A 21,918-nucleotide genomic window follows, 5' to 3' on the forward strand; every position below is an offset into this window, starting at 1 on the left:
CCCAATATTTTTACTTCTTACGTTGAGGAAAGTGGTCAATTTTCGCAATACCGTAAAAGATAAGTTCATTTTTACGGATACGCACTCGATCCACTTTCAACTGTGTTCCATCTAAGGCAAATTTATCTAAGTCTAGCAAGTTATTTACATGATCAATCAAAGCTTTTCCTAAATTTTTCGCTTTGTCGTCCCCTTTATAGGTGACGTTGATAAATTGAATTTTGCGCCGGTCTAACACTTCAACTTCTGAAGTCATATCTAAGTCAACGGTTTCTCCGGTTTTTCCGAGTTGAATTTGACTTCTAAGGGTCAATGATTTATCTTCATTAACTAACATTTCAGTTTTCTTGAAGTTTAAGGCCTGTCCTTCGTACTGTAAGCGTTGTAACTTTTCTACCACAAATGGAGTGTTGAAAGAAGTGGTTAAGTCTTCTTCGGTGAGAACAACTCGCATGGTTGCTTGAGTGGGTTGTCTTAGTTTGACCTGACCTTTAAAAATAGCACTAAAATCAATTGACACTGCTTGTACATATAGTTCCATCCCGTCGATGCGTAGACCGTTGTACATCAGCATTCCATTACCGATGAAGTCAAAACCGTCCACACTACCTTGTAATAGCTTGGCAACGGGTTCGGCTCTAACCATCGCTTCTATTTTACCTGTTCGCTTGAATAAAGCCGCGATCGCGGTACTAACGGCTTTACTGACGATTTGATCGCCACCTTGATTGGGAAAAGGAAGGGTTCCAAACACAACTGCTGTCATCATCCATTACTGGGTTGTACGTTTTTTGATCTTAACATTACGAAATATTAAATGCTGTAACTTTTCTTTATGTTTTGTATTAGCTATCGTAAATCATAGATATAAATCTATTAAAAACATTTACTTATGCCTGGGTTAAGGTTAAGGGTTCTTAACGTAATTTAGTATCTTAAATCTATCCTAAATTTGACTTTCCATAACAAAAATGAACGTTAAGATTGCACCTGAAAGAGAAAATCTTAGACATTACAAAGAAAAGGACGATTAACAATGAAAAATTTAAGACTAACTCAATCAATTATCTTATTGACAGCTATGTTAGCTGGTGGCAGTATTGCTTCAAATGCTTATGCACAGGCTGATTCGCAAGATGAAATTCGCTATGTTCAAGAAACTGTTGAATATTTGTATGACGAAGATCCTAATCAAGCCTTTACCGTTCGGGAATTACTGCAAGATGGTTATAAAATGTGTAAAAAAATTGCTGATAATTCTAATAATGATAATAATGATTCCCTAGAAAATTTAGCAGAAGATGCGATTCGATCAGGATTAGGTTTAGGACGTGAGGATTCTGAAGAATCTCAAGACGATGTGGAAATGATGAGGCTTGCTGAACGGTATCTTTGTGATAGTTAGTTAATTTGATCTTATTAGTTGATTAATTAGCCTCAGCTTTTTTCGGTACTAATACTGAATTTAGTTGAGGCTTTGATCTAAGTAATTTTAGTGAAAATATATTATCTTTTTTATTTTTAATAGATTATTAAAAGATATTTACTTAGAAATTAAATTCTAAAATCTGTAATTTTACTCTTGATTATTTTGTAACAGTCTAATTATTGTTTGTATCTTTAAGATAATCACTGACTACTTCATGAAAACTTTAAAAACTTATTAGTTCAAACTCAAAAGAATGGATGAGTAAATACTTGCAGGATTAAAAAAAAAATGATAAATTGTTATTTACGAATACCCAAAATTTTGAATAAATTAATCTTATGAATATTAATAAAATCTTACCCCTTATCAAAGAAAAGAAACCTGATACTGGTTTTACCTTAATTGAATTATTACTAGGAAGTGCTTTAATGGCTTTGGTTGTTAGTATGGCTGGATGGGGGTTAGTGTACATCATAGGTACGGATCAAAAAGCAGCAGCAAAAGAGACCATTCAATATAATTCCAATCGAGCGGTAGAATTTCTCACAGATGAAGTCAAATTAGGAAGAAGAATTGAGTCCGATGCGGTTGCAGCTTTAGCTGAGGCTCCTGATTTCACCCTTCCCACTGGAGCAAGACCTATTCTAGTTTTTCAAGTTGCTGATGTACCTCAACGGATTATTTACTATACAAGACCCATTGGAGATACAGAGGTTTGGGAAGGGCCAGATGTAATTGAGCGATGGGGACCCCCTTTGGATGAGAATGGAGAGTACGATCCAGCAGAAATTAATAACCCTGGAAATTGGGAGTCTTCTATCTTAATTGATAGTATTGATAACACTGCACAAACCCCTACTTGTGACACAGGTTGGCAACCTAGTAACACGACTAATTCAACTGAAGGATTTAATGCTTGTGTTAACCCCGAAGGAAAACTGGTAAAGCTTAATTTAGCAACCACTACCAGTAATAAAACTTGGCAAGAAGATGTCAATTATCAAGTTGAAACAATGGCTTTTGCGAGGAGTAATATAGTCCAAGGTTTTACCGACGAAGATACACCTATATTTACAATTAATGGGAAAAAGTTAACCGTTGCACAATCAGCAGATATAAAATTTGAAATATTGGGGGGTGAGATTACCTGTGGTGCCGGAGGGGTAGATATTCCTGTAACCACGAATCTTTACATTAATGAAACTAAACAAACTTGGGATACTGATTCTCCTCTCAATTTACCTAATCAAGAATCAGGAACGACCTTTGATGTAGAATCGATCGCAGGAAACCGCTCAGTTTGTGGTAAATATTATCTAGAAACGTCTACTGCTGATGCAGACAACCAACAGGTTGAAGTTCTCGTGAATGGAGATCCGGTACCTGATGTTGCCCCTTTTGGTGATCAAAGTACCATCGAGTCCTTTTTGACAGACTATATTGAGGATGGAAAAATTAAACTTGCTGAAAATCAAGCTATTTATTTGTTTGAACTAGGATCAAAGGACAAAAGCTCTTCAGCTTTCGATCTACAAGATAATGTGGTCCTAGCAACTGTTGATAGTGCTGATTAACTCTCTTCTCCTGCATGATAAGAACTACGAACCAATGGACCAGAACGAACATGAGAAAAACCCAAAGAACGAGCGATATTCCCTAACTTTTCAAATTCTTCAGGAGTCCAATATTTCTGCACTGGAATATGATCTAAAGAAGGACGCATATATTGTCCTAACGTAATGCGATCGCATCGCACCCGTCTTAAATCCTTTAACGTTTTTATAATTTCCGCTTCAGTTTCCCCGTGACCTAACATTAACCCCGATTTTGTGGGAATGGTCGAATCTATTTCTTTAACCCATCTCAGTACATCGAGCGATCGTTCATATTTTGCTCCTCGTCTTACTGGAGCTTGTAAACGCTGCACTGTTTCAATATTGTGGTTATAGCAAGCTGGTTTTGCCTCTACAACGGTAGCAATTCGTTCTTTTTGACTTTTTTTACCTCCTTGTCCTCCCCAAAAGTCTGGAGTTAATATCTCGATTTGAGTTTGGGGGTTGAGGTTACGAATAGCAGTCATGGTTTTAACGAACCAGTTAGCTCCACCATCTTCTAAATCATCTCTTGCAACTGAGGTAAGGACAACGTAGCTTAATCCTAATAATTTAACGGATTCTGCTACTTTTTGGGGTTCTTGGGGGTCTAGAGTCATAGGTGCATGACCTTTATCCACTTGACAAAAAGCACAGGAACGGGTGCAAGTCGGCCCCATTAATAGAAAGGTTGCTGTTTTCTTACTGTAACATTCTCCACGATTGGGACAGCGACCTTCTTCGCAAATGGTATGAATATTACGAGTTTTAATAATTTTTTGAACGGTAGAAAGTTCACTTGCTTTTCCAATCGGACGTTTTAGCCAAGAGGGAATCGGAGTAATATTACTATCATTTTTAAGAGAACTTTTAGCCATTACCTATCAGCTTAATTTCAATTATTGTTAATTATAGTTGTTTCAAATAAGTTTAAGATAGAGAAATGCGAGATCATACTTCGATAAGCTCAGTACAAGTCTTTCTCACTACGCTAACAATATAGGAGGTAGATTTTGTCTTATTTCTATTTGAATTAACTATGTCTTTTGTTTATTATATAGCGTTTCTCTTAACGAGTGAGGTACACTTAACTCCTGCCTTCTGCCTCCTGCCTCTTGCCTCTTATTAATCCCATGTTTCAAATTCTTGCATCCAATGATTAATTAGGGTACTAATTTGAGTCCGTCTATTTTCAAAATTGGCAGCAATCCAAATGAACAGTAATCCTAATAATAAACCTACGATCCATTTTAACAGAGGATAAGTCAAACTAACAATCACTAATTGATAGAAAACAGTGATTAAAAATGTAACGGTTCCGCTAAATAAAAAACCACGAGTTTTTAACCCTAAACCAACAATAATTAAAGTAAGTCCTAATAACCCTGGAATCAGACCCGGTTCTCTATAAAATGAAAAAGAAACAGTACACAAAATTCCTGTTGCGACAAGACGAAGAGAATGTCTAATTAATTTTCCTTCTTCTCTTTGACAATAAGGTTCAAAAAAGATAATTGATAAAAGAGATAAACAAAATAAGCTTGAATATAATAAGGGAGATAGTTGAGGGACTATACGAATATTGTTATAGACAGCAACATTTAGTAATAGTAAACTTGGATATAATAAACGAGGTTTATTAGAAAGCTTAGACAGAATACCATAACAAATAGAAGCAAGAACCAAAGTAAGAAAATTGAAGCTACTTATAACTCCTATTAAGGGTAGTGTAAAAGCTAATCGATTCCAAGGTCTTTTTGACCATCCCCATTGTCTCCAAGGCAAAGTATAAATTACAATACTTGATAATGAAAGAATCGAGCCTATTATATTCGATAATAAAACAGATGGGAAATTCAAAATACCATAAATTGCTGTTCCCCCTGCTTCTAAAAATCCTAGATAAACCCAAATTTCTCCTTGTCTTTTGTCGAGAAAGTTTCGTCCTTCTAAAATAGCATATTGTGTTAAAAAGAAACTAGAAGTTAAGCCGATTAATTGTTGTGATTGAACAGGATATAACAAAGACAACCCTAAAGAAACACTACCTAAAATCCAGTGTAAATGAGCAACAATTTTTAACTCTCTGGGAGTTAAATGAAGATAGGAAGATAACCAAGTAGAAGCAAGGCGATAAAAATACATAATTGTTGTCGCTAATGCTGCCATACTTAAATACTTATCACCCCAAGATAAGTCTGAAATTTGATAAAACAATAGTTCATAAGCAGAACAGGAAATAATTGCCAGTGCTAAATAAATTAAGGGTTTAAACTGTTCTTTCCTACGTCCAACCCCAATAATAATTATGGCTAAACCAAAAGATGTTAAACCCGTGAAACTATTTAAAAAATTCCATCTTAATGCGGTTCCTAATGCTCCATATAAAAGAGGCAAAATATGTAAACTGCTTAAATATTGTGTTTGTCCTGTTCTTTTTTGCCACCATTCTCCAATTATTTGAAATAAAATACCTAGAAGAATATTGATAAAAGCTAATAAGATTAAAGATTGACTCAACTTAGTTGTAACATTAATTGTCAATAATTCTAATGTCCATCCTAATGTATAAAACGTCAAATTATTAGGACTTTTTCTAGCACGATAAATTATAGCTAAAAATAAAATAAATATGGCTAAAATAACGGTAATAGAAGAATTTATATAGTTCCAGTAAATAGCAACAGAATGTAAAGTTAAAGTAGTTAACATAAAACTACAGATTATCATTCCCCAGATATCAACCACTTTCCCATAAATCTTAACTAAAGGTTGAGGTTTTTCTTTTAAATAACTCCAAACCAACCAAAGAATCATTAGGGTAATACTATCGCTTACTATCCAGATAGGAATTATAGGTAAGTCAATAATTTGTATAGGTTTTAGGAGGATAAGAGAACGACAAAATAGTGTCATACCAACAGTGATAAATGCCGTAATAAAATAAGGCAAGAAGTAACTATAAGCAAAAAGTAATATAGTTCCTGTTGCTGATGTAATAATTCTCGCTATTAAAAAATTAGGAGTTAAAAATTGTATAGTTAAAATTACAATAATACTTGACCATAAAAAAATTTTTCTACTTTTATTGTGCCAACTTCCATAAGAGATACTTATCATAATTAAATTAAGAGTGATAAGTAAAATAAGATTATTATTTAAAAGATAATCCGTTGATAATCGAAGAATAGAAATAGTTATAACGGTTAACGTACATAAAGTTATTCCCCATAAGTTTAATGCTTTTTTATAATGATTCAGAAAATTAACTTGATAATGATCAACAAGATGATAAATTATCCAAACTATACAAGTAATGATTGATGAAAATAATAACCAATGTAGCCAAAATTGCTCTCCGTATTTAATGCCATTATCTTCTAAAATAACGACAATTAATTCTAGGAAAAATCCAATGGTAATAAATGCAGTATTAAGCTGCTTAAAAATCTGTGTTTGTACTACCATTAATATAGTAGCAATGGCTAACTCTACCCATCCCCATGATGATAATGATAAAGCAGGAATAGGGACAACTGCTAACACTAATATGCTGTACCATAATGGTAATTGATTTCTTCTAAAAGAGGGTTGCCAACTGCGATAAGTTACACTTCCCATTAAAATGACAGAAGAGATTAAAACATTAGTTGTCGAAGTATAAACCAAACCGACATCAAATAATCTAATTAAACCAATTAGAGATAAAAGATAAGCATAACCATCAAAAACTTGAGCATAAATGAATGTCAACTCTGATGTATTCTCACTCAAAACATGACGAATAAACCATAAAAGTAGAGTAATAATGACTCCTGAAAGTATCCATAAAGAAGTCGATAAATTAAGAATATATAAATAGAAGAAAACTGATGTTAATCCTAGACCAACAGTAATAATAACTGAATACAAATGACGTAAATATTGGGTATTAATAATCATTAAAATAGTACCAATGATTAGCCCCATCAATCTAGTTTCTGGGAAATAAATCGTTAATGCTTGTGTTAAACAGATGGCAATAACACTTAATTCACTTGCTAATTTTCTTCTGGGTAAATACCAAGTTGCGATCGCAGTCAATAATGAGGGAACTGTTAACCAAGCTAATCCCCAAAATGGCGAATTAACGGGTAATTGAAACCACAATAAACCATAGGATATTATGGCTAATAATAGCCCTAGATTCCAAGAGTTATTATTAATTAATTTAATTAAAGATTCTTCAGTAAAACTAATCAAAGATACTAAAATTTCGATAGTCCCTAATCCTAATAAAATCAGAAACCAAATATTAAGAGAAAGATGAGGTGAATAATAATTCATAGCAGAAAATAAAGTTAATAGTAAACTTACATGAGTTATGAGTGCTAATGGTTTAATAAAAAAACGTCGATTATATTTTAGTTTAGTTCTCGTTTCATAGGCTAATGTTAAACTAGATAACATTAAATTAATTGTTCTAATAAAAGGATTAATTAAACTAATACTTGTTAAAATAATACCGAAACAAAAAGTAAGCTGACTGGTGAAATTATACAATTTTATTTTATTGTTTTTGATTAAAAAATATCGTCCTAATACCATTAATAAGAGATAAGGAAAAAGAAATACACTACTTAAAACGAAAGGATAATCATTAGTGTTAGTAAAATTAATAATAGTAGCAACTATATTTTGAAGAATATCTAAACGGAAAATTAACCAATGAATTTGTAAACCAATGAGAAAAATCAAGATAATATCACGACGCAAACCAGACGTTTTTAAGCGTTTTCCTAACCAAATTATAGCCAATAAACTAATAGCGATCGCTTGTGCCGGAACCACAAAAACAGATAATAACCATCCGAGCATTAACGTAGCACTACCCAACCATTTCCAAGGAGTTTTTGGAGGCGATCGCCATGCCATTAACCACCCGCATAAACCAATAGCTAAACCCAAGTCAAAAACATTAATTTGAGTAATAAAAACAGCCCTAACCAAGAGAATAATTAAGGCATAAATAATAATTGCTTCACTGAGACTAAAAGGAAGAAAATTATTTTTATTAGTATTAGTATTATTAGGAGAAATCAAAGTAATAATTGTTGTGCCAATCACCCCCATATAAGTTGCGATTATAGGAATTCCTGGTAAAGTCCATCCCCAATGTAAATAGGTTAAGCCTAAATGATTGAGTAACGGTAAAGAATTAGAATGAGATCGAGACGTATCTTTAAATAAACTAATCGTTAATATAGTTAAAGATAGACTGCCTATAAACATTCCAATTAATCCTAAAAAAGTATGCCATAGAGGAAAACTATCCATAGCCAAAAAATTAATAGGAACTAATAATAAAGAAACAATTCGTAATGCTTGAGTTGTTAATCTTAAATTAGCTTGTTTTCCTGTCCACCAACTAGCCAACCCAAACCCTAGCGTATATAACCAAAGGATGCCATATTGTAAAACGGCTGGAAATGTTTCCCACCAACTTGCTGCTATTACCCCAGAAGAAACCACTACCATAAACACCCCTAACAACAGCAACCAAATGACACTTAATTCTGCCATTAAAGATTGAACCATTTGCGGAATATTGGGAATATTTCTACGTCGCTTAGGAGCCTTTGAAACGTTTGATTTAGTAACAGATAAAGACGAAGTTGAAGGCGTTGTTACAGGGGTGGCAGGTTGCAGAACAACATCAGGAATCTGACAACTTAAGTCTTTTTGGGCAATATTTTTAACTTGCTGATTATTTAATAACCCTAACCCTAACCAATGCTCTAATCCTTGTAAAATATAGGGATTATTTGCTTGAACTTTAACTGTTAAATTAAAGTGTGTTTCCTCAGAAACAGAATCAACCTCTTGTAAAAGCTGCAATTGTTCAATTAAATTACTGATACTTAGAGTTTTTTTAAAATTAACTTCAAACGAATCATTACTACTTATCAATCTAGCAGAAACTCTCTGTTCAGAAATCAAGCCTAAATCTAGCCAATATTGCCACCCTTCTAACAATTCAGAGATAGCTGTTTTTCTAGTTAGTTGAATAGAAATTGAATGATCCCTTGACGATGACATGAAAGAGTCCTAAATAATAATTATCTGCAAGTAATAGGGAGTAGAACGAGAAAAAAATATTACTGCAATTTTATCAAAAAAAAATGGGTGAGTTTTACTCACCCTAACACTTGACTTAATCAGATAAAAATACTATGGGGCTAACGCATTGCCTCGCAGTAAACTGCCGATGGTTTTAGCGGTAATTTTCATCTGCACTAAGGGGTTAGCCGGGACAACGGTTTTGTAGAGATAACTATCAAACGTCATCCGTTGTACATCCTTATCTGCACACATTTCTACAAACGCCTCACGGGTGGCATCGGTACGATAGAAGACCCGTTGTAGAATATCTAAGACTAGGTAGGTCATACCATATTGTTTATCCCAACGTTTGAGATATACTTTTAAATCATCTTCAGTGGGAATGCGTTGACCGGCGTTACTCATTTCTACAATGGTTTCAGCGCACATACGGGCTGATTTTGCAGCAAAGTAGATACCTTCCCCAGAGGACTTAGTAACGGTTCCTGCTGCGTCTCCTACCAAAGCCACACGACCCACAACACGACGGGGACGAGGATGTTCTGGGATAGGATGAGCTTCTACTTTAATGATCTCACCGCCTTCGAGTCTTCGGGCTGCACGAGCGCGAATTCCTGCTTGTAGGTCTTTGATAAGGGTTTTGTTGACCTTCATGGTTCCCGTTCCAACGGCCACATGGTCGTATTTGGGGAATACCCAAGCGTAGAAGTCAGGGGAAACATCATTACCCACATACATCTCTGCTAGGTCTTCATAGTAAGCCATTTTGTCTTGAGGTAAGCGAATACGCTCTTGGAAAGCGATCGCATAGTTGTAGTCTCCTGCATCAATGGCTTTGGCAATGCGAGAGTTAGCCCCATCCGCACCGATGACAACATCAACTTGCAGGGTTTTCTTTTCTCCTAGGGCATTACCGTTGGAATGATCGGCATAATGGAGCGTATAAGCACCATTGCTTGTTTTAGGAATATCTAATTGATAAACGGTTCCGTTGATCAGATTAGCCCCTAAACTTGCAGCGCGATCGCGTAAAAAGCCATCAAGCACTTCCCGACGACACATTCCAATATATTCGTCTTGGCGATCGAGATTAATATCAACTTCAATATTGGATGGGGAGATCATTTTCATCTTCCGCACCCGTCGATCAATAATTTCAGGGGGTAAATCAAATTCGCTCACCATACATAGGGGAATGGCACCCCCACAAGGTTTCGCGTTATCTAATTTTCGTTCAAATAAATATGTTTCTATGCCAGCTTTTGCTAATGTTTCGGCGGCGGAAGATCCGGCCGGCCCTGAACCGACAACAGCTACCCGTAAAACCAAGGCTATTCTCCTAATTCCAGAAGGGATTACGGATTGCATCGTATCATGGACGTTTGCTTTTATGGGGTCAATCTGCGAAAATTAGCCGATTTTGCAATACACCTTAACATCTCTCGTTACATTCCTTTACAGTTTATGAGAATAATCGCTCATTCTCAATAGAGTGAATAGGGAACAGGGAATGGATAGGTAACATTAACTTGTTAAAGAAAACAATAAATAATATAGGATTAGGGTAATTCTCAGCTAAAATCAAACAATAAAGTTATGACTATTAAGGGATTTCATCATGTTGCGATTATTTGCTCTAATTACGAAAAATCAAAACAATTTTATGTTGAAATTTTAGGGGTATTTATTATCAAAGAAACGTTCAGAAAAGAACGAAATTCTTATAAACTGGATCTCAAAATTCGTGACAGTTCTCAAATTGAATTATTTTCTTTTTGTGATCCTCCAAAAAGACCTAGTTATCCCGAAGCTTGTGGCTTGAGACATTTACATTTGGCTTTTGCTGTTGCAAATCTAGAGACAATGGTTACACAATTAACTTAAAAAGGAATAAAAATTGAACCCATTAGAATAGATGAATTGACAAACAAGAAATTTACGTTTTTTCAAGATCCTGATGGTCTTCCTTTAGAACTATATGAAGTATAAATAATTAAAATAAGGAGATTAAAATATGGGTTACGCTGTTGTTGTTGATCCGAGTAACTTTCACAAAGAAGTCATAGAAAATTCTTATAGTAAACCAGTGGTAATTGATTTTTTTGCCACTTGGTGTGGTCCTTGCAAACTATTAAAACCTATCTTAGAAAAATTACTGCAAGAATATGATTTTATTTTAGCAACTATTGACATTGATGCTCATCCTAACTTAGCTCAACAGTTCGCTGTCGAAGGAGTTCCTGATGTAAAAATTGCTTTTCAGGGAAACATTAATCAGGGGTTCGTTGGAGTTTTACCAGAAGCAGAAATTCGAGACTTACTCAAACAATACAATTTAACTTCTGAGTTAGATAAAAAAATTGAAGAAATGCGTCAAGCGATGACTGAGAAAGACGCAGCGAAAGCGAAACAATTATTAGATGAGTTATTCTCTAAATATCCTAATAACCCTCAGTTGATTATTGAAGCAGCTAACTTTTTAATCCGTCTTAACCGCTTAGAAGATGCAGACAAAATGTTATCAACTATCGGGGTTGAACAAAAAGACTATTATAGTAAAGCTCAAGGAATGAAAAGTTTAATTGAGTTTAAAAAAATGGCTAATATAGAAGGAGAAAATGAGTTAGATCAACAATTTTCTCAAGGTGCAAAATATACATTGAGTGAAAACTACGAAGAAGCTTTAAAATTATTTTTGAATATGGTAGAAAACCACCGACAGTATAAAAATGATGGTGCAAGGAAAGCCATGATTTCTATCTTTAATTTATTGGGTAATACTCACCCTTTAACTAAACAATATCAACAAGAATTAATGATGATACTTTATTAATTAATATCAATTCCTCTGAGTAATATCAACATTCTTCACACCATTGAGAAAAAGTTAAACGATACGGATGATAGATTGAATAATTAGTTATTATCGGATCAAGTGAAGGATTTGGATAATTTATTTTAATGATATCACTCTGACTAAACCAAGGTTCGTGATAATGATAATCACCTAAAGACCATAAAGTTCCTCGTTCTGGCCCAGTTAAAACTAAACCAACTCCATGACCACAACCTAAGTCAGCAATTTGCAGAATTCCAGTTTGATAACCTTTGTTCATATGAAAGTCAGGTATAAAAAGTGAATCGATAGATGTAGACCTATGTAACGAATTCTGTAAAGTTAATATTTTACAACAATTAACCCAACCTCCATTGGAAAATTCTAATAAAAATTCCCGATAATCTTGAGGAAGACTAATTTTAATTTTCTGTTCAATGCGTTCAAGTTCTTTCTCCTTCAGAGGTGAATTAAAATCAGAAGGATTTGATTTTTTTTCTCGGTTTAGTTTGTTTTTAGCTTGAAGTGATAAACCAAATCTATCAGAAAATTGTTCATCTTGTAATTGATTTTGTAAATTTAAAATTGTATTTATAGTTAAATTAATCAGAAATTCATCTTCTCCCTTATATTTGCATAAGTGTTCCCATAAGTAAGGAATCATAGTCAAATTTTTGGTTGTTCCTAATTGATAAATTAAGTTGAGTTGATCCCTTTCATATTTTTCTTCTAGAAAAACGTCTTTGATCGCTTTTTGAAAAATATCAAGATGAAGTTTAATATTTCTTTTTTTGAGTTTATTTTGTAATTTATTCCATCGCTTAGTAGCTAACATTTTCGAGTTATTTTGTTGTTGCTTTTCTTCTATTTGCCATGAATTGATAGATTTTATATGTTTTTTTTGTTCTATTTCTCTTAATAATTTTTGCGCTAAATTTTTAATCTCTTCTGTATAAAAAACTGACTGTTGTAAAGAATTAATTGCTTTGAGCGTACCAATTTTTCCGATTGCATAAATAGCACTTAAATGAACTTCTTTAAAAGGACATTCAATAGCATTTTGTAAATAATCCACAACTTCATCGGTTCCGATTTGTTCTAATGCTTTAATGACTAAGCAAAGCATTTTAGGAGAAGTATGATTGGTTAATAACTCATTTAAAGCTTGTCTTGCTTTTAGACTATCAATTATTCTGAGGGTTTCTGGAACTTGATAACGGGCTAATGAATTGTTATTCTTAGTAAGATTTATTAAATAAGGAATTCCATAATCTGACTTTATTAACTGGAGCAATTTCACCACTAGAAGCGGTGAAAGTTCAAGTTCAATTAATAATGGAATAGATTCATAAGTATCTTGTTGTAATTGATCAATTAAATTATGAAGTTTATTATTTATCATGGCTTAAAATAACTTGAGTTTGATTATCCTTATCGCTGTAAACTACCTTGAACTAAGAAGGAATTTTACAACTCAAATGAAAACCTTATATTTAACCGCCACTAACAGGAGGGATAAACACCAATTCATCCCCATCTTGTAATTTAGTATCAGCTTCAACAAATTGATAATTAACCGAAAAACGAGTGATGTCTTGCCATTTTTTCAATTGAGGATGTTCTTCAATCAACTCAGATAAAATATTACTCACCGTTGTTTCTTGAGGGACTTGTCGTGTTAATTCAGGAACCCCATAAACTTCTTGATAAATAGCAAATAGTTTAATAGTAATAGTAATGGAAGATTGAGCCATAATAATTAAATTTTAGTTTTGAGTATTGGCTTTCTAAGAAATTGAGCAACTAAACTCAATTAATTGTTTATTCTTTATAGACTTAAATATATTAACTTTTCTATCAAAATTGATACACATTAAGAAAAATATGTCAAGCTATAAATAAAAGAAGAGATAATAACAAAGGGGGGGCTATGACAAACCAAGTTGAAAGTCGAGAAGTCCTGAATTCAGAATCTTTAGAAACTAAAATAGTTACGCCCAAGTACAAAAAAATCTTAGTTGCTATAGAAGAAGAAGATAGCAGTCAAGAGGTTTTTGACGCTGCTTTGTACTTAGCAAAAGACCAGAATAGCCAGTTAATGATTTTAACGGTTGTTCAGGAAAATCTCAGAGGGAATATGGACTTACCCATTTACTCAGAAATGACAGGATATGGGGCAATTTATAATCAAGAAATGATCGAATTAGAAGAAAAATTAATCCAAGAAAGTTTAGAAGAACTACAGATTTGGTTAAAACGATTAACGCAAAAAGCGATTAATCAAGGAATTAAAGCAGAGTCAGACTATACTTATGGAGAACCAGGAAAACAAATCTGTACCTTAGCCAAAACATGGGAAGCCGATTTAATTGTAGTCGGTCGTCGAGGCCGTAATGGCTTATCAGAACTATTATTAGGCAGTGTGAGTAACTATGTGGTTCATCATGCACCTTGTTCTACTTTGGTCGTGCAACATTGAGACACGAAACCATACTCAATAGATAGAATATATTTCACTGGTGGTCACTGATAACTGATTTCGGCAAATGTCAACGGATTAGTTAAAATGGAACATAGGAGTTACATCAAAGTCATTAAAAGCCTAAGAGCAACTCCTAGAAAACCTTAATTATGATTAAACTCCGTAAAATTAATAACTAAACTCTATGGTAACTGAGATTAAGCTATCATTATCGATTAAGCTTGATCATCAAACCAAACTACCTGTTATTTAATTTTTCTATTGCTAGAAAGCCAAAATCTAACCTAAGATACAATGACCACAGATAACATCCGACTACGTAACGAATTTATTAATACACAAGTCATCACCCGTGAGGGAGGTAAAAAGTTAGGGGTTGTTAAAGACATTTTAGTGGATATCGATCAACGGGAAGTTGTTGCCCTGGGACTACGGGATAATATGCTTTCCTTATCAGGTATGCCCCAATATATCTACATTACCAGTATTCGGCAGATTGGTGATGTCATTTTAGTAGACAACGAAGATGCGATCGAAACCGTTGACGTTGATATGTACTCACCAGTTATTAATTCTGAAGTGATTACAGAAGCAGGGGAACCCTTAGGCCGCGTCAGAGACTTTCAATTTGATCTAGCAACAGGTCGAGTTTTGTCGATTATTATCGCTTCTTTAGGATATCCTCAAATTCCTGATCAAGTTCTCAGTACATACGAAATTTCTATTGAGGAAGTGGTTAGCAGTGGTCCGAACCGTCTCATTGTATTTGAAGGGGCCGAAGAACGACTAACCCAGTTGACGGTTGGTGTTCTTGAACGACTAGGTATTGGTCGTCCTCCTTGGGAAACAGAAGACGAAGATTACATCTATTCTCCCCCTACCGCTAAACCTGAAAATCAATTAGGGACTGGTATCCCCGTCAGAACTCCTGTCCAAGCAAAACAACCTGTCATGGAGGAACGTTGGGACGAAGATACCTGGGAACAACCGATTACTCCCCCTCCCCCCAGACGAAGAGAAGAATCTATTCGTTATGAAGAATATGAGGATGAGTACGAAGAAGACAACTGGGGAGAAACTCGACGGGAACAACCGGTGTCTTATGAACCTCCCCTTCGAGAAAAGGAATACGAATATGATGATGTTCAAGGGGATGTTTGGGACGATGATGTTGAAGCTGAACCCTATAACCCTCGTCCTGTCAATATTCCTCAAAAACAAAAACAAGCGGAATATTACGAAGAAGAAGCTTAAAACTTATTAGTCTAGAAGGTGGGAATACCCACCTTTTTTAACAGTTTGATTAAATTAGTCCAATGTTATTAAACTATAATCCTCTTATGTTAAAACTTGAATAATATCAGGTTTTTGAGAACTAATTACTTCATTAGGTAAATGTTTATGATGGGGAAAAGTCGACAGATTAGGAAAGTGAGGAGTGCTATCATAACGAAAAACTAGCTTATTTTCCTCATCTTGAAAATGATAACGATAGTCTAAAAATTTGACTTGATTATCTTTGATAATGATTGCTTCATTAATTTCTAATAAATGGGTTTGATTAAGACGTAATCTAATTCTTAAATTAACTCGTTTTGAAGTCAAAATTTCCTCTTGATACCGTTCTACATAAGTATTTTGAAGAAAAATAATTCTTTGTTCGATTTGATTAAGATAATCAGATAAGAGATTATGCAACATCGTTTAGTCTTTGTTCTAACCTGCATTATTCATGAGAGAATTGCGAAAAAGCCTGAAAGCCTTATGCCATCAGGAATATGGAGATTTGACCCCAATAACAGTCTGTGATTTTTATCTATTACTAATTATCGACTATTTAACTATCAAAAATAAGAGGTAAAAGTCGTTTACAAAAAGTTCATTTTAGCCTATAATAAATAAAGAAATAAAGGTTATATCAATCAATCAATAATTAATGAAAGAGTCTTCAGAAAAACTCCCCTTTAATTTTAAGACGAAGAAAACATTGGAGGTAAAGTTTTCAGGACTAGACCTAAGTTTGGATGCGGGATTATTGCTAATTAAGCAAGCAGAAGACAATCTGAAAGTTGGCCAAGGAATCTCAAATTGCTTGGAAGATAATAGAGAACAACATAAAGTCAAACATTCACTGTTTCAGTTAGTAAGTCAAAGAATCTATCAAATAGCAGCAGGATATGAAGATACCAATGATAGTAATTACTTACGACATGATCCAATTTTCAAAATTATTTGTGATAAAGTCCCCGAAATGGGAGCAGAATTATTAGCTAGTCAACCGACAATGAGTCGACTAGAAAATGGAATAACTAAACAAGAAATTAAAAGGATACGTCGTTTTTTTGTCGATAAATTTCTTCAAAATCATCTCTCAAACCCAGAACAAATAGTATTAGATATAGATGGATTTGATGCTTACACTCATGGACATCAACAGTTAAGCTTATTTCATGGTTATTATGGACATCAAATTTACTTTCCTGTATTAGTTAATGAAGCCAAAAGTGGTTATCCTTTAATTTTACACTTAAGACCAGGAAATTCTCACGCAGGAAAAGGAGTTTTAGGATTACTAAGATGGTTATTTTGGCGTTTAAGAAAAGCTTGGCCTGATGTCAAAATAATCTTACGAGGCGATGGAGGGTTTTCTTTACCTGAAATTATTAATCTGTGCGAACAAAAAAATGTAAAATATGTTTTTGGTTTTAGTAGTAATGCTGTTTTAAAACGGAAAATAAATTATCTTCTTGACTTAGCCAGATTACAGTATTTTCGGACTAAAGAGAAGGCTCGTTTGTTCGATGATGTATATTATGCTGCAAAAAGTTGGAAAAAACCTCGTCGACTTATTATGAAAGCAGAATGGTTAGAAAAAGGAGCAAATCCTCGATTTTTAGTAACTAATTTGGAGGCAGATGCACAAGAAATTTATGATAATTTTTATGTTCAAAGAGGAGCTACTTCTGAACATCGAATCAAGGAATTGAAACTAGGAATTAATGCAGATCGTCTCAGTTGCCATAAATTTATTGTTAATCAATTTCGCTTATTTTTATGCCAAGCAGCTTATATTTTAATGCTTGAACTTCGGGCTTCTGCGGAAGGGACACGATTGGGGAAGGCTCAAGTTTCTCGTTTGAGGGAAACCATCATAAAAATAGCTGCCAAAGTGACTGTTTCTGTTAGAAGAACTTTAGTAGAATTAGCTGCTCATTGTCCTTTTCGTGAGGAAATACTCTGCATAATACAACGATTATCTTCGGGTAAACAATTGATTTTTTCCTAACATTCATCTCTCATAGGATTGGTGTATCCATCTAACGTTAAATTAGTCTTTTTTCTGTTCTTCCATTAATTTTCTGTGATTGAATTACGCCAATTCACTACTTTTTAAGAATCTATTTAATAAAAAATCGCTTTTGATGCTAATTTCTTATGTTTTTGGTTTTGTTTTTTCTTCATGAATAATGCAGGTTAAGCAACGGCACAACTAAATTAGCACGGATCTGAAACTGGCTCAGAACACTTATATGGCAGTCTTTTAGTTGAGCATCATGAATATCAGCAACGGCTTGGACTTTACCATTTTCGTATTCCACCGCATACTGTTCCCCAAAACAGTGATCTTGTACTCGTTTCGCTAGAACTGAATCCCATAACTCATCCACATCTTCAGAGATGAATTCACCATCATCCCACCCACTATCGGGTTGAAAACGAAAAACTGCCACGCGATCGCACTTTAGTAATTCTCTCACTTCGATTGCCGTAGCTTGGAAAATGTTGTCGAGATCCAGAGATTCTCGAATTCGTGCAATAACCCCTGTTAGTGCTTTTTGCTGTTCGAGTTGATGCAAGCATTCAGAAGAGATAGAATTAGTTGTTTCTGGTTTAGGAGTCGGTTCATGGGAGTCAATAATTTGCTGCATCTGCTTCCTGGACGATTAATCTGGATCTAACGGCTAATACTGCCCTAATTGAAGTATTCCCAGAACGATGTGAAATCTAACAATTGCCGTTTTAACGAAATCAGAAATCAAATTATCTGTTACCTTGAATCAAAAATTCCCGATTTCCTCCCGATTTCCTCCCGATTTCCTCCCGATTTCCTCCCCGATTTCTTCTCTTAATTAGTTTATTCTGTATCTTATCAACAACAAAAAACAGCCCGCAATAATTTACCGAGTCCTTTCAATTTAAGCTAAAATTGAGGATAATTGATATGATCACCCTTGAGAGTATTGAAGAAAAATACACATTTTCCAAAGAAAGAGAGTTTCCAGGAATCGACCTAAAAGGTGCTAATCTCAGAGGAGTTAATCTGAGTTTTGCTAATTTAGAAGGTGCAAATTTAACAGAAGCAGATTTATCTGGAGCTATTTTAATAGGAGTCAATCTAAAAGGAGCTAATCTTAGTAGAGCCAATTTGAATGGAGCTAATCTACAAGGATCTAATCTTAGTGAAACAGAGATTATTTGCGGATCGTTAGTTGATAGTAATTTAAGAGGAGTTAATCTTCAAAAAAGTCATCTTGATGCTACTATTGTAACTCGCGCTAATCTACAAGGAGCTAATTTAAGTCAAGCTTTTTTGTATGGTGTTAATTTAGAAGAAGCAATTTTAACGGGAGCTTACTATGACTCTCAAACTCAATTTGGTGACATGGATAACTTGATTAAAACCCAATTACAAACCCAAGTTGAAGTTACTGTAGAAGAGTCTTTAGCCAAGTTCAATCGGATTTGCCAGTTAGTAAGTAGGTACTTAGGAGAATTATTGACTAAAAAGTTTCTTACTTCCTCTTGTCCTAATACTGAAAAGTTAAAAAGATTTCAATTAGTAAATTCATCAATTAAAATGAATAATGTTAATTCATCTCATTACTTTTTAAGTATTTCAGAATTGAGTAATTTACAATTTTGGCTTAATAATTTCATTAGAAACAGTTCTAAAATTGTTCATACTTTACCAAAAATAATAATAAAAGATATAGAATATCCTGATTCTTGTTTATCATAAAAGCTAAAGAAAAAGGGATTTTTTATCTGAAATAATCAAAAGTAAAAATTCTCTTATCTACAAAAACCCATAGATGACTATACCTATGGGTTGTTTAATTGACCTAAACGTTGATTAACGGAAACTCAAAGGATAGCGACTGTTTTGATAGTTGCGATTAGAAGCAATGGAGAAACTAGACTGTAACGTGAGGAGAAAATCTTGCTCAGGTTCGATCGCAATAACGGTTGCTTCTCCACCGCCGATAATTCCAGCTTCAGGTAAACCCCATCCAGCTAAGGTTCCCACGGCAGCCCCGGCTAACACTTCTAAGGCATCAATACGGCGATCGCCTGTTACCCCGGCAATAATAGCAGCAGCCCCGGCACCTGCTACAGTACCCCCTAAAATTTCTCCAACATTAGCCCCTTCTCGGATGGTTTCAGTTCGGCTGACCACTCTTGAGGTAGCATTGAAAGGATACCGTTGACCATTAACAATGATTTCACGGGCAAAAAATTGAGATCCACCACGAACGGGGCGAATTTCTCCATTGACTTCACTACCAGCCGGAATTAATACGTTACGGTTACTATCACGGATGGTTGCTGCGGTTTCTAGGGTGATAGCTAAGGTTTCTTCCGGACTCACTAAAATTCTTTCACCGTTTTGAAATTGCATCGGAATGCGGGTTCCCGCAGGAATGGTGACACTGGTATTACCATAATTGTTACTGGGGAAGGAGGGTTGAGAGGGCCGCGGTAATAATTGGGCGGTTGCCGGTTTTAAGTTGTAAAATGGCGATAATGCGGTAATTCCCATTAATAAAGCGATCGCACTAGCCATTCCTGATTTAGCATAGTTTAAGTTCAACATAATACACCCTCAATATTAAAAGTTACAAGTTAGAAGTCAGAAATTTTTGTAAGATAAGACTGAATTCATCCTTAATTTCATCATAGGACAAGGTTTCCTAGGATGTCAGTCCCATCTTTTTAGATAAAGTTCCCTCATGAAGTGGAAAAAAAGGGAAGTTAACAAAATCGATTCTTGTAGCTAACTATAAATTAGTAATCAAACACCTTGAGAGTGTTGTAGCGTGAACTTTAATGACTATTTGAGTTAAGATAGCAAAAAATAGCTTTAATGAGAGCAATATTAATGAGTCATTCTATTTTAACCAATATTCTCGAACCATTAGACTCTCTTAAGTTTATAAGAATAGAAGGTTATTAGATTTGGGAGGTTTATTAGAAAATTTACGGGAATTATTAAATTTTGATGTTGTGGTATTTACTGGAAAAATGATCAAAGAACAGTATAAAGAGTTGATTATTAATAATATAGCAAAGTTATGAGAAGTGATAAAATACGCTAAAAAAAACAGTACAAAAAATGTTAGTTAAGTTATCCTAATTACTGGTTCAATTTTTGTCATCTATTTTAACATTTATAAAGATTCAAAACACTGATAACTACCTTTAGATTTGAAATTTTGACGGCATTGATTATTATTTTATAACAACTTTTGGCTTAAGAAGTTGATGATTATCACTAAAGATTATTTGGCTAATTCCCAAGAATTCCCCTAGTTCATTATGAACCTGAATCATATCCGAAGAGGTAACAAGATTAATAGGATCGATAACTATTTTTTGACCCTGACACCATCGTTTCCCTTCTTCTTCAGAAAGGGTGATTTTAGGTAAATGGTTTAACAATAATTCTGGTTTAAGTAAGGAAAATGTTCCTTGTTGAGTTTGTTTTTCTAACTCTTCTAATGTAATCGTTTCTGATAGCATCATGCCACAACTTTTAGTGCGAGTTAATGCTGCTAAAGTTCCCCCAACGCCCAACTTGTCCCCTATATCTCTGGCGATCGCTCGAATATAAGTCCCCGATCCACATTCAATATTAACCACCAATTCGGGAAATTCCCCTGCATACCAGTCTAAAACGTCTATTTTGTCAACTCTAACCGTTCTTACAGGAACCTCTACCGTTTCCCCTTTTCTAGCTAACTCATACAACCGTTTACCGTCCCGTTGAATGGCACTATACATGGGAGGAATTTGTTCAATTTCCCCTAAAAACTGGCTGAATAACGGTTTAATTTGCTCTATACTTAAATTAGGAACAGGTTGACATTTAATTACTTCTCCTTGAAGATCATCGGTTGTCGTTTGGACACCAAAGCGAATTATGGCTTTATACGCCTTATTTTCAGGCAAAAAGGGTAATAAACGAGTCGCTTTACCCACTGCGATCGGTAAAACCCCAGTTGCTGCTGGATCAAGAGTTCCCCCATGTCCTACCTTTTTCATATTTAAGCATCGTCTGACTTTAGCAACGCAGTCATGAGACGTAAACCCTGAGGGTTTATTCAAAGCAATAAATCCAAACATAGACTAACTTATAAGTGATAACTGACAAAGGTTTTGCTATGATAAAACTTAAAGAATAGTAAAGTTTTATTAA

18 protein-coding genes are annotated in these 21,918 nt (G+C 34.5%); 8 read left to right on the forward strand and 10 right to left on the reverse strand.

From position 1 onward, the window contains the following. Nucleotides 1-10: 10 nt before the first annotated feature. Nucleotides 11-766, reverse strand: coding sequence for an LmeA family phospholipid-binding protein (locus tag CY0110_RS01615; protein WP_035798114.1), 756 nt, complete (start codon nucleotides 764-766; stop codon nucleotides 11-13). Between the two features lie 270 nt (nucleotides 767-1,036). Between CY0110_RS01615 and CY0110_RS01620 the strand changes: the two genes are divergently transcribed. Both CY0110_RS01620 and CY0110_RS01625 read left to right on the forward strand, forming a co-directional pair. Next, nucleotides 1,037-1,405, forward strand: coding sequence for a hypothetical protein (locus CY0110_RS01620; RefSeq protein ID WP_232285672.1), 369 nt, complete (start codon nucleotides 1,037-1,039; stop codon nucleotides 1,403-1,405). 362 nt (nucleotides 1,406-1,767) lie between these two features. Then, nucleotides 1,768-3,003, forward strand: a complete 1,236-nt coding sequence (locus CY0110_RS01625) for a PulJ/GspJ family protein (protein ID WP_035798116.1) — start codon at nucleotides 1,768-1,770, stop codon at nucleotides 3,001-3,003. Here CY0110_RS01625 and lipA read toward each other — a convergent pair. From lipA to chlP, 3 genes are all read right to left on the reverse strand, one after another. Next, entirely contained in the window at nucleotides 3,000-3,899 is a 900-nt protein-coding gene (gene lipA / locus CY0110_RS01630; protein ID WP_035798118.1) for a lipoyl synthase, read from the reverse strand. The genes CY0110_RS01625 and lipA overlap by 4 nt on opposite strands. 247 nt (nucleotides 3,900-4,146) lie before the next feature. Beyond that, a complete protein-coding gene (locus CY0110_RS01635) occupies nucleotides 4,147-9,099 on the reverse strand; it encodes a hypothetical protein (protein WP_035798120.1) in 4,953 nt (1,650 codons plus the stop codon). Between the two features lie 132 nt (nucleotides 9,100-9,231). Continuing rightward, the gene (gene chlP, locus CY0110_RS01640; protein WP_035798272.1) at nucleotides 9,232-10,452 is read right to left on the reverse strand and encodes a geranylgeranyl reductase; all 1,221 of its coding nucleotides are present in this window, start codon (nucleotides 10,450-10,452) and stop codon (nucleotides 9,232-9,234) included. Nucleotides 10,453-10,719: 267 nt separating this feature from the next. Between chlP and CY0110_RS01645 the strand changes: the two genes are divergently transcribed. Continuing rightward, nucleotides 10,720-11,007 carry a VOC family protein gene (locus CY0110_RS01645; protein ID WP_232285673.1) on the forward strand — a complete coding sequence of 96 codons (288 nt, stop codon included), beginning with the start codon at nucleotides 10,720-10,722 and terminating at the stop codon, nucleotides 11,005-11,007. Between the two features lie 130 nt (nucleotides 11,008-11,137). Continuing rightward, a complete protein-coding gene (locus tag CY0110_RS01650; protein ID WP_035798121.1) occupies nucleotides 11,138-11,956 on the forward strand; it encodes a tetratricopeptide repeat protein in 819 nt (272 codons plus the stop codon). Between the two features lie 25 nt (nucleotides 11,957-11,981). On the opposite strand, the gene CY0110_RS01655 is transcribed toward CY0110_RS01650, so the two are convergent. Together CY0110_RS01655 and CY0110_RS01660 are read right to left on the reverse strand one after the other, a co-directional pair. Beyond that, nucleotides 11,982-13,361 (reverse strand): SMI1/KNR4 family protein, encoded by a 1,380-nt coding sequence (locus tag CY0110_RS01655; RefSeq protein ID WP_035798123.1) that lies wholly within the window; start codon nucleotides 13,359-13,361, stop codon nucleotides 11,982-11,984. Nucleotides 13,362-13,452: 91 nt separating this feature from the next. Continuing rightward, the gene (locus tag CY0110_RS01660) at nucleotides 13,453-13,713 is read right to left on the reverse strand and encodes a MoaD/ThiS family protein (protein ID WP_035798125.1); all 261 of its coding nucleotides are present in this window, start codon (nucleotides 13,711-13,713) and stop codon (nucleotides 13,453-13,455) included. A 176-nt stretch (nucleotides 13,714-13,889) separates the two neighbouring features. Here CY0110_RS01660 and CY0110_RS01665 point away from each other — a divergent pair, with 176 nt between their 5' ends. Next, on the forward strand, nucleotides 13,890-14,438 hold the full coding sequence (locus CY0110_RS01665) for a universal stress protein (protein ID WP_008273085.1): 549 nt from the start codon (nucleotides 13,890-13,892) through the stop codon (nucleotides 14,436-14,438). 297 nt (nucleotides 14,439-14,735) lie between these two features. Next, the gene (locus CY0110_RS01670; protein ID WP_008273091.1) at nucleotides 14,736-15,695 is read left to right on the forward strand and encodes a PRC-barrel domain-containing protein; all 960 of its coding nucleotides are present in this window, start codon (nucleotides 14,736-14,738) and stop codon (nucleotides 15,693-15,695) included. Nucleotides 15,696-15,779: 84 nt separating this feature from the next. On the opposite strand, the gene tumE is transcribed toward CY0110_RS01670, so the two are convergent. Further along, entirely contained in the window at nucleotides 15,780-16,142 is a 363-nt protein-coding gene (gene tumE, locus CY0110_RS01675) for a toxin TumE (protein ID WP_008273093.1), read from the reverse strand. Nucleotides 16,143-16,377: 235 nt separating this feature from the next. On the opposite strand from tumE, the gene CY0110_RS01680 reads away from it, so the two are divergent. Next, nucleotides 16,378-17,727, forward strand: coding sequence for an IS1380-like element ISCysp11 family transposase (locus CY0110_RS01680; RefSeq protein ID WP_008273672.1), 1,350 nt, complete (start codon nucleotides 16,378-16,380; stop codon nucleotides 17,725-17,727). Nucleotides 17,728-17,899: 172 nt separating this feature from the next. On the opposite strand, the gene CY0110_RS01685 is transcribed toward CY0110_RS01680, so the two are convergent. Then, complete coding sequence (locus CY0110_RS01685) at nucleotides 17,900-18,370, reverse strand: GAF domain-containing protein (RefSeq protein WP_008273105.1); 471 nt, start codon at nucleotides 18,368-18,370, stop codon at nucleotides 17,900-17,902. A 293-nt stretch (nucleotides 18,371-18,663) separates the two neighbouring features. Here CY0110_RS01685 and CY0110_RS01690 point away from each other — a divergent pair, with 293 nt between their 5' ends. After that, nucleotides 18,664-19,461: a pentapeptide repeat-containing protein gene (locus CY0110_RS01690; RefSeq protein ID WP_008273112.1), complete on the forward strand. Its 798-nt coding sequence runs from the start codon at nucleotides 18,664-18,666 to the stop codon at nucleotides 19,459-19,461. A gap of 114 nt (nucleotides 19,462-19,575) precedes the next feature. Here the strand turns inward: CY0110_RS01690 and CY0110_RS01695 are convergent, their stop codons facing one another. Then, nucleotides 19,576-20,316 carry a hypothetical protein gene (locus tag CY0110_RS01695; RefSeq protein ID WP_035798128.1) on the reverse strand — a complete coding sequence of 247 codons (741 nt, stop codon included), beginning with the start codon at nucleotides 20,314-20,316 and terminating at the stop codon, nucleotides 19,576-19,578. 635 nt (nucleotides 20,317-20,951) lie between these two features. Beyond that, nucleotides 20,952-21,845, reverse strand: coding sequence for a tRNA pseudouridine(55) synthase TruB (gene truB / locus CY0110_RS01700; RefSeq protein WP_035798129.1), 894 nt, complete (start codon nucleotides 21,843-21,845; stop codon nucleotides 20,952-20,954). Nucleotides 21,846-21,918: the final 73 nt, after the last annotated feature.

Source organism: Crocosphaera chwakensis CCY0110 (assembly GCF_000169335.1).
GTDB lineage: Bacteria > Cyanobacteriota > Cyanobacteriia > Cyanobacteriales > Microcystaceae > Crocosphaera > Crocosphaera chwakensis.